The organism is Mesorhizobium sp. Cs1321R2N1 (assembly GCF_037179725.1).
Lineage (GTDB): Bacteria > Pseudomonadota > Alphaproteobacteria > Rhizobiales > Rhizobiaceae > Mesorhizobium > Mesorhizobium salmacidum.
The window spans coordinates 1-8,796 of sequence record NZ_JAPYKP010000186.1; the positions used below are offsets into that span (position 1 = coordinate 1).

The following is an 8,796-nucleotide window of genomic DNA, read 5'->3' on the forward strand; positions in this document are numbered from 1 at the left end:
TTGGCCGATATTCAATACCAGTTGGGAACGGACTGGCAATCAGTTGGGTTCAGGCAAGGAGACACTTGAGGCTGAGTAATAAGAAAGCTCCGACCAAGATATTTGCGTCTACTGTACTGTAGGATATGGGGAACAAACGTATGCATCGAGACGGTCCGGCTTCACCGTTGTTTCGGCCAGTCAGCTTTGAAGGCAATTTTACGTTCGAGGAGCTTGCGCGCGATCAGCACGCCTCGGCCGAGCTGGCGCAGGCAATTCCGTTCGCGCATTCCGGCTCGTGTGTCGCCTGGGGCATCCCGTTTGAAGTTGGGCGCCCGGTTTTTCTCAGGGACCAGCCGCTTACAGTCGAGATTTCGCCGACCACGGCTCGATGGTTCGTGTTCCTGCATGCATCTGGTGTCCGTCCGCTTTCGCCCGATCAGAATGGTCTCATCTCTCCCATGCGGGGAATCGGCCAGCTCGGCGAGCACGCGGCGGACTATATCCTGATTTATGATGATGGCTCCGAACAAAGGGCGGAAATCCGGCGGCGAAATCAGATAGGTTCGCTAGTCTTCCGATGGGCGGAGCATTGCACCCAAGCGGTAGCGGCCAGAAAACCTCGACCCCTGGCGCTCAGTACGGCTGACCAGCCGAGACCTATAAGCGACGCCGCTTTATATCGCCCCATCGAGTGGGGAAGGCGCCAGACGCAGGCCCTTTTTGAGGAAGGGCCTTGGATGAATTTTGTGTGGGCGCTCGAAAACGCAAATCCGAAGAAAGCTGTGGCGGCGATAAGGTTCGAACCTGTTTCTGGCATCGTTATTGTCTCCGGCGTTTCCGCTGGCGATGCCTGTTCGATGCCACTCCGGTGGGAAAAGCGTAAGAAGGTGTTGCTCAGAATGCCCCCCGAAGTCAGCTTCGATCCCACGCTCGACGAGCATGGTCTCTTCAGTCAGGTCCAGCTCGATCTCGGCCAGGTTATCACAGCCACTCCGCGGCTGATCTATCCTACCCAGCATTGGGAGAAGACTCGTCAAAACCTGCAACCGGAAGCCAGCCCGACCGACATCGTCGTCGAATATTCGGCGCACGCAGATGCCTGTTTTCACCTTTTTGGGGACAGGACTATCTCGGTTACTGACCTTGACAATGACATGCGGCAAGGCGAACCGGTGCTGCAGAGTATTCAACCGGCCAATCAATGCGTCATGCTTCGCGTCGTCGAGCAGGGGACGAATAAGCCCGCCCCCGTAAAGCTTCACGTGCATGGCTCGTCAGGCGAGTATCTTGCTCCATTAGGGCGGAACCGCAACCCGAGTCGCCGATGGTTCGAGAATTACGGCCCCGAGTATTGGCATGGCCAGCATCTGTCCACCTACATCTCCGGACAAACGCCGATCGAATTGCCTCTAGGCGACGTTTACCTTGAGATCACGAAGGGTTTTGAGGTCAAGCCGATCCGCAGGAAGCTCACGATCACTCGTGAAACCGAGCTTATAACCGTAGAACTCGAGAAGGTACTCCATTGGCGTGAAGAAGGCTGGGTCACCGCTGATACTCATGTGCATTTCCTGGCTCCGGCAACAGCCATGCTCGAGGGGGCCGCCGAGGGCGTGAATGTTATCAATCTCCTCGCGAGCCAATGGGGAGAGCTGATGACCAACATCGGGGATTTTGACGGCAGGACAACCCTGGGAAGCAAAGCTGCCGGAGGTGACGGCGAATTCCTCGTCCGCGTCGGCACCGAGAACCGGCAGCGCGTCCTCGGTCACATCTCGCTGCTTGGCTATTCTGGCAACATGATCGTTCCCCTCGCTGCGGGGGGGCCCGATGAATCGGCGATCGGAGACGCCCTCAGTGCACTCACCACCGAATGGGCGCAGCAGTGCAAGAAGCAGGGCGGGCTCGTCGTCCTGCCGCACTTCCCCGATCCCCGGATGGAAAGCGCCGCGACGATCGTCCTAGAGGAAGCGGACGCCGTCGAAATGACTTCTTTCACAGAGCTTTACCGTGGCATCGACCCCTACTCGCTTTCCGACTGGTATCGCTATCTGAACAATGGCTATCACATCCCCGCTGTGGCGGGCACTGACAAGATGTCGGCTGAGTGTGCCGTGGGCATGATCCGGACTTACGCAAAAATCCCAGACTATCGAGAGTTCTCCTACGAGACGTGGATGGATGCTGTCCGCTCCGGCCATACGTTTGTGACCTATGGTCCTCTGATGGATCTGAATGTTGAGGGGAAACCCATGGGCAGCCGCATTGCCATTGGCTCTTCGGGGGGGGCGGTCAACATTAGCTGGAATGTCTCAAGTGTGATTATGCCGATGACGACGATCGACCTCGTGGTCAATGGAGAGGTCAGAGAGAGCCGAACCCTAAAGCCGTGGCAGGATGCCGGAAGCTGGTCGGTGCGTGTCCAGAAAAGCTCCTGGATGGCGGTGCTTGTTCGCGCGAAATACGACGACAAGCCTGAGATGATTGCTGCTCACTCGTCGGCGGTCATGATCGACGTCGAAGGCTCCCAGTTGTTTGCGGCGGCCGACGCGCTCACAATCCTGGAGCAGATCGAGGGTTCGCTGGCCTTCGTCGACACCATTGGAATTCGCGCCGAGACCAAACGATACAAGGAGATGCGGCTCGTGCTCCAATCGGCGTATCAGCGACTGCATAACAAGATGCATGAAATGGGATACGATCACCCTCATCACATTGGCAGCCACCATCCTGAGCATGAGCAAATGTATCCGATCGACAAGACTTGAAGTTGGCTAAGAAATATGAGAGTCTGAGCAAAATGGCCCACATAATTATTATTGTGATCATGCTTATTGCGGCATGCGTGCCGGCTTTTTCACACGTTGGAGGTTTTGAACCCTGTTCGTTTGCGGCTGGCCTTGTACATCCACTTTCAGGACTTGACCACATCATGGTGATGGTCGCGGTCGGCTTATGGGCAGCGTTGAAAGGCGGACGCGCCTTGTGGGCATGGCCGGCAACATTCGTCGGCTTTATGGTAGCCGGTGGCACCTTGGGGGTCGCGGCGATCCCAGTTCCGCTTGTCGAGCCGGTTATTCTCATTTCCATTGTAGCATTCGGCTTGCTTGTCTCGGCTGCGGTAGACGTGCCCACTGCAGCAGGGGCGGCGATCATTGCCTTCTTTGCGTTCTTCCACGGCCACGCGCATGGCACGGAAATCCCCGAGACGGCTGGGGGCTTCGAATATCTCGCCGGCTTCGCTGTTGCCACAGTGCTCCTGCATGGTGGTGGCATCGGCTTGGGTCTACTGCCGAGCCGGCTTTTTCGTCGCTTCTTGCGTCTCGCAGGTGGGGCAAGCGCTGCGGCCGTCCTCGGCCTGATGCTGGGCTGGGTGTAACAGCATGACTTAGCATCCGATATATGGTCGCCGAGCAAAGCGGTGCGGCGGCGGCCAACTTCGTCCAACGATGTCTGGCCGCCCGCGGCAAAGGACGTTGTGGAGTTGCTGTCCGGAAGCTTGTCTTCATAACCTCCTGATGCGATCGCCCCACCATGTTCCAATTGCCACTGGGCGAAAACCCTCGTGCCCATCCGGTGAGGACCGCAGACGGCATATGCGGGGCTCTGCATAACCGCAAGGGCGCGGAGGGGTTGGCTGCACTTGTGCGCGATACGATGGGCGCCGATCCGTTCTTATGTGTCGCACGAGATTATGTGGCGGGGCCGTCCTGATGCCAGCCTGGGCCGGCAAGACTGCAATTCTCCGCCACATAACATTCCTACCTCTCGGATAGGTGCGGGATTCCCCCGCGCCCTTATTTCGGAGGGGCAATATGCTCAAGTTCTATTTTTTTCGTATAAAAGGGTGCTCAAGCGCCTACGTGCGGTGTCCTTGGTTACGAGATGGACCGTCTTGCGGAGCATTTCTTCACGCTTGGTTACAAGCGAGCGTCGGCCAAGAGTTATCTGAGCCGGATTGCGCACGTACCCAGTTTGCCAGGACGCGCTGCGGTCCGATGCCGATCGATCCTCGGTCCGCAACAAGCCGAGGAATCAACACATCCGGCAGACCGGCAAAACCGCGGCCTGATCAGTGTCCACCCTAGAGCGGGATGAGATTAGTTTCGGTCATATCCGGAGTTTTCGAAGTAGTGTGAGCATTCTGTCGGTGTGATGCGGTTGAGAATTTGGCCGATCGCGTCGCAAACGGTTTGGACGGTGCGGCTTGCTGCCTTTCTCAGCCAGTGCTTGAGTTTTGAAAAGAGCTGTTCGTTCGGATTGAGATCGGGCGAGTATTTCGGCAGGAAGAAGAGCCTGGCGCCGGCGGCGCGTATGGCGCGGCGCACCGCCTTGCCTTTGTGCGAGCCGAGATTGTCCATGATGACGATATCGCCCGGCCGGAGGGTCGGAGCGAGAACCTTCTCGACATAGAGGAGAAATCTCTCGCCGTTGATCGGCCCGTCGATCAGCCAGGGCGCCTCGACGCGATCGTGGCGCAGCGCGGCCAGGAAGGTCATGGTCTTCCAGTGGCCATGCGGCACTTTGGCCTTGATGCGCTGTCCCACCGGCGCCCAGCCCCTGAGCGGCGCCATGTTGGTCTTGGTCCAGGTCTCGTCAATGAAGACCAGGCGCGTGGGATCAATCCGGTCCCGATACTTCGTCCACTGCATCCGCCGTCGCGCGATATCGGGACGATCCTGTTCGACGGCGATCAGCGTCTTTTTTTGTGACTGAGCTTCTCGGCATGCACGAACTCCCACACCGAACGGTAGTCGACCCTCAGGCCACGCTCGCCAAGTTCGGCCACAAGGCCGCGCAAGGTGAAGTCCCTGTCGTGACAGCGTTCGATCAGCCAGTCGCGCCACGCTCCCGAGAGCTTCTTCGGTTTGTAGCCGCCGACCTGACGAGGTGCGGCACTGCCAGTCTTCTCGACGCGCTTAAGCCACGCGATGGCCGCGCTATAGCTGACGCCAAATCGAGCCGCCGCCGCGCGTCGCGAGAGCCCTTCCGTCTTGACCGCGGCGACAACCCGCTCGCGAAGGTCCATCGAATAGCTTGCCATCCATGCTGGCCTCCTCCCAGCATGGATGTTGAATCAGAATTGCGATGATTTGGGAATCCCACGACTCTTACAAATCTCATCCCGCTCTAGCGGCGTACTCCAAGTCAAGGCAAGATTCATATAGTTTGGCATCAGAAGGACGGGCGCCTTTGTCCGCCTCGTCAAAGGCGCCCTTCCTCTCCGCGACACCGCCAGGCCTAGGAGGTCACCGGGCCAAGGACCATCGCGCGAGCGCTAAGCCTATGCTAGTCAAGCAGAGACTGTTGTCTATCCAGTCAGATGTTATGGCTGGTGAGGCGCGATTCTGTCGCGCCGTCAGAACGAACGCTGGAACCAAAGCAAGCCGCCAACGCTGTTCCTTTTGTTTGCATTGGTCCAGTTTACGTTGGACGGGTCAACTGCAGAGACCCCGAAGTTGCCGTAGTGGTCATAATCAACTTCGGCCGTGATCGTGTACCCGGCTACGATGCTGTATGCTACGTTTGCCACTACGCCATAATTTTTGAGCTGATCACCTGAGACCTGTAGGTTGAAGGACGTTTTCTCGTTGAATTTGTAGGTTCCTCCTGCCCAGAATGCCCAATTCCCACCCCAGTTCTTGTAGAACCCGCGTCCGTTCGCGTCGATTATGTTGGTGGAATCGTCGTTGAGCTTACCGTCTGTCCCATAACCAAACATGCCGAACAGTGAGAGGTTGTCGTTGACCGTGAGATCAGCGCGGATCTTGCCGGCCACTTCTCCATAATTACTGTCATATGCTATAACGCTTGTTAGAGCGCCCCAGCCCTGCGTGTATTTCAAACCGCCGATCACATGCGGAACATAGCTGTCGATCGTGCCGACAGCGCCCGATCCTTCTTCGAGCGAGACTACCGTGGAGAAGCCATCGCCGGCATCGAAATAGTATTGAAGGGCATTGGTGTCGAGGCTCCCGTAGGGGACGATCGTGTCATTGTACACATTGCCAGCGTAGCCGATGAAGGTATCGAACGCGGAGTCGCCCTTACCGACCCGAAAACCACCAAGCTGGATCCAGGCAAAATTCAGCGTGAGCCCCTTATTGCCGGCAGAGTTGTTGGAATAATCACCATTATGATTGCCGAAGTTGATGCGAGTCTCCGTATAGGTCTTCAGGGTGCCGAGCTCGGTTTCCTGCCCGGTCCACGTCCTAAGTGAGAAGCGACTGTTCTTCATCCATGTCGCCTGATCTATGCCGGTGACCACGTCATGGGTTCGCGCGCCGTCGAAGGAGCCGACATCACCAAAGCCGATGATTTCACGAACGTAGCCACCGATACGCAGGCAGGTCTGAGTACCAGGAATGTAAAAATATCCTGCGCCGTATACGTCGCAGATCTTGACGTATTCAGCCGGTTCTGGTTCGGCGACGGTAACTGCGTCGGCAGCGCGAGCGCCGGAGACTACAATGAGGGCCGCAGCGGAGCCGAGTAGAAGGCTCTTAATGTTCATTCTGATCTCCATTCAAAGTTTTAAAAGGGAAAAAGTCGATCGACGACGGCTCCCTGTCCCCACGATCGAAAAGGATGCGCTTCCGGTGCACCCTTTCCGACACTGACGCTATTCGCCGCAATTATTAGCGCAAGATCAAATTTAGCTTTCCAAGTGACTTCTGTGGTTGTCAGTTGTATTTTTATCACTGAAACTCGCAATTCCATTGCACAACATGTACATCTTGGACAACTGTACGAACAGCACACTTGGGACAATGATCCGGCGCGCCAAATATTCTCTGGCCAGACCACATAAGGCCGAACGTCATCCAAGAGAATTAAAGAGATCATCAGGAAGCTTTAGCCGCCTATCAGCCCCTTGCCCGTCACCGAGCTCCGGAGGCCAACAGCGGCAGTCTTTTCGCCGGCCTGTCTGGGCATAACATTCGCTGACGGCTTGCTGCGCCTGGCCAACACGCCCGGCCATCGTCATTCTCGCGGAATATACGGTGCCGCCGGTCAATCCGGCCGTGCGCGCGCGACGTGATCGACTCATCCGCGGTCAAAGGCGCATCGAACGCCGCGCTGACCGACCGGTTTAGACCAGAGAGGCCCTTGGCGGCAGGAGATGGTCCGCGTCTCGGCGTGGCGAGCAGAAGAAGACGGTTTTGATGCCACAGGCCTTGAGGGCCATTGCGCGTGCCTTGACCGCCATTCCTGAGAGCGTCCCTGCGCTCCGCCCAAAACCGCGTCCCGTATAGCAGTTTGCCCCTCGGTCAGACTGCTTTCAGCCTAAAGCCCGCCTCGAAGCAAGGCGTTTGCCGTCTTACGCGCGCCGGACATGGTGGCCCGATGATCTCGGCCTTCGCTCGCAACCAAGGGTCATGACCCATAACCAACAGCTAACGGTCCCGGCGATAGCCGCCGGTGAGCATGAAGGCAATGGGGCGGCAACGTTGGCCATCGCCCGCCAGACTTCAGAACATGAACGATGCCGTTGATCACGCGCCGATCGTCTACCACCTTGCCGCGCGTGTCGCAGACGACCTTCAATGCGGCGCAACTGCTCCTGCGTTATGATTCATGGCTAGCGAGACGTGATGAATCGGAACCATGTTTGGCTAGACCGGGATTACCGATGCGACCGAGAATTGCGGAGGGGGATCGTGGCTGCCGACGAATGCCACAGTCCGCGACGGCTTGTATCGCCGTTAGGGGGAGCACAATAATGAATCCCAATCCAAGCGGCCCGCCACGCGACCGCCCCCGCCCATTCAATGCCCAACCTTTAAATCGCAAGCCGCGCCAAAAAAAATGGCTGCTTAGTCTATCGCCACGCAAAGCCGATGAACTTGCAATAAGAACAGCCTAGGTTCGTGACAATAGCGACAACCCGATCGTCAGCAAGATTGAATCAGAGAAAATGCGTGGGCAGCCGATGCGACTTCTGCACTGAAACCTTCTTTGAGCAACTCGATAGGAATACGACCCTTGAGAAGGGGTGAAGGGCCGATCAACCAAAGCCACGCCGATCTGGGATTAGGGATCGAGGAAAGCACCTCTCTCATCCCCGGCATGGGCCTGCCATCGATGAACTGAGCCAACGGAAACACATGCCTGCGCGCGCCTTTTCGCAATGCAACCACGTCTTTGTGCCGTTGCCACCAATGCAATGTGGACCGCGGTATTCCAAACCGCTTTTCTAGACTCGTTGGTCCTGCAACCGGCCCGGCCCAGTCCGTAATGCGCGCTCCCGCGGCTTCCATCGCTCGGACCTCGCCAGTTGGGCGCACAGCTTCGGCCTCGAGCTGTTCTAGAATTGCAGCCGCCATATCGTGGGCAGAAGAGCCTGAGAGTACAACCGCAACTTTCATGGTCTGATTCGACGCGTCCCGTCGAGCCAAGATGCGCTCCACCTCCCTCATTACAAAGCTTGAAAGCTCGGCATGACGCCTCTCAACATCACTCGCTCTAGTCATAGATGGCTTTCCCCAGAATTAAGGGCATCCTACCACAAATTGCGAAGCGGTATTGAAGCCAAAATACCTACAATTTGCTTCGCTGAGGTAGAATACATGTTGATGCACATTTGTGCATCATGACTGCCATATTTTCATGCTATCATAGAATTATTTGGAGATCTGGTCCAACGTTGGAGCCGCACTGGGAAAAGCAGATCACGATCGGCGCGTTTCCAAAATTGCCCGAAAGGCCCTCTTCAGCAGAACAAACGGGCTTGCCGAATCGAGTAGCAAAGGCCAGACATGCGGTCCCCGATTTAAAGAACCGGAGACCTAAACCAATGTACCATGGGGCTTG

Annotated in this window: 5 protein-coding genes; 2 read left to right on the forward strand and 3 right to left on the reverse strand. The window is 56.9% G+C overall.

Annotated elements, in window-relative coordinates:
• Positions 1-140 precede the first annotated feature (140 nt).
• Together O7A61_RS29025 and O7A61_RS29030 are read left to right on the forward strand one after the other, a co-directional pair.
• Positions 141-2,750 (forward strand): CehA/McbA family metallohydrolase, encoded by a 2,610-nt coding sequence (locus O7A61_RS29025; RefSeq protein ID WP_337132683.1) that lies wholly within the window; start codon positions 141-143, stop codon positions 2,748-2,750.
• Positions 2,751-2,782: 32 nt separating this feature from the next.
• Positions 2,783-3,361 carry a HupE/UreJ family protein gene (locus O7A61_RS29030; RefSeq protein ID WP_337132687.1) on the forward strand — a complete coding sequence of 193 codons (579 nt, stop codon included), beginning with the start codon at positions 2,783-2,785 and terminating at the stop codon, positions 3,359-3,361.
• Between the two features lie 721 nt (positions 3,362-4,082).
• On the opposite strand, the gene O7A61_RS29035 is transcribed toward O7A61_RS29030, so the two are convergent.
• The 3 genes from O7A61_RS29035 to O7A61_RS29050 all read right to left on the reverse strand — a co-directional run bounded on the left by O7A61_RS29035 (position 4,083) and on the right by O7A61_RS29050 (position 8,381).
• Positions 4,083-5,026, reverse strand: a protein-coding gene (locus tag O7A61_RS29035) for an IS630 family transposase (protein WP_337132684.1) whose coding sequence is annotated in 2 segments (ribosomal slippage) — positions 4,083-4,690 and positions 4,690-5,026 — 945 coding nt in all. Because the reading frame shifts where the segments join, the coding sequence is not laid out codon by codon here.
• 315 nt (positions 5,027-5,341) lie between these two features.
• Positions 5,342-6,496, reverse strand: coding sequence for a porin (locus O7A61_RS29040; protein WP_337132685.1), 1,155 nt, complete (start codon positions 6,494-6,496; stop codon positions 5,342-5,344).
• A 1,381-nt stretch (positions 6,497-7,877) separates the two neighbouring features.
• Positions 7,878-8,381: an antitoxin Xre/MbcA/ParS-like domain-containing protein gene (locus O7A61_RS29050; RefSeq protein WP_337132686.1), complete on the reverse strand. Its 504-nt coding sequence runs from the start codon at positions 8,379-8,381 to the stop codon at positions 7,878-7,880.
• Positions 8,382-8,796 lie beyond the last annotated feature (415 nt).

Excerpts from the sequence above, each read along its gene's own strand:
- O7A61_RS29030 (WP_337132687.1), top strand. The coding sequence starts at position 2,783 with ATGGCCCACATAATTATTATTGTGATCATGCTTATTGCGGCATGCGTG.
- O7A61_RS29025 (WP_337132683.1), top strand. The coding sequence starts at position 141 with ATGCATCGAGACGGTCCGGCTTCACCGTTGTTTCGGCCAGTCAGCTTT.
- O7A61_RS29040 (WP_337132685.1), bottom strand. The coding sequence starts at position 6,496 with ATGAACATTAAGAGCCTTCTACTCGGCTCCGCTGCGGCCCTCATTGTA.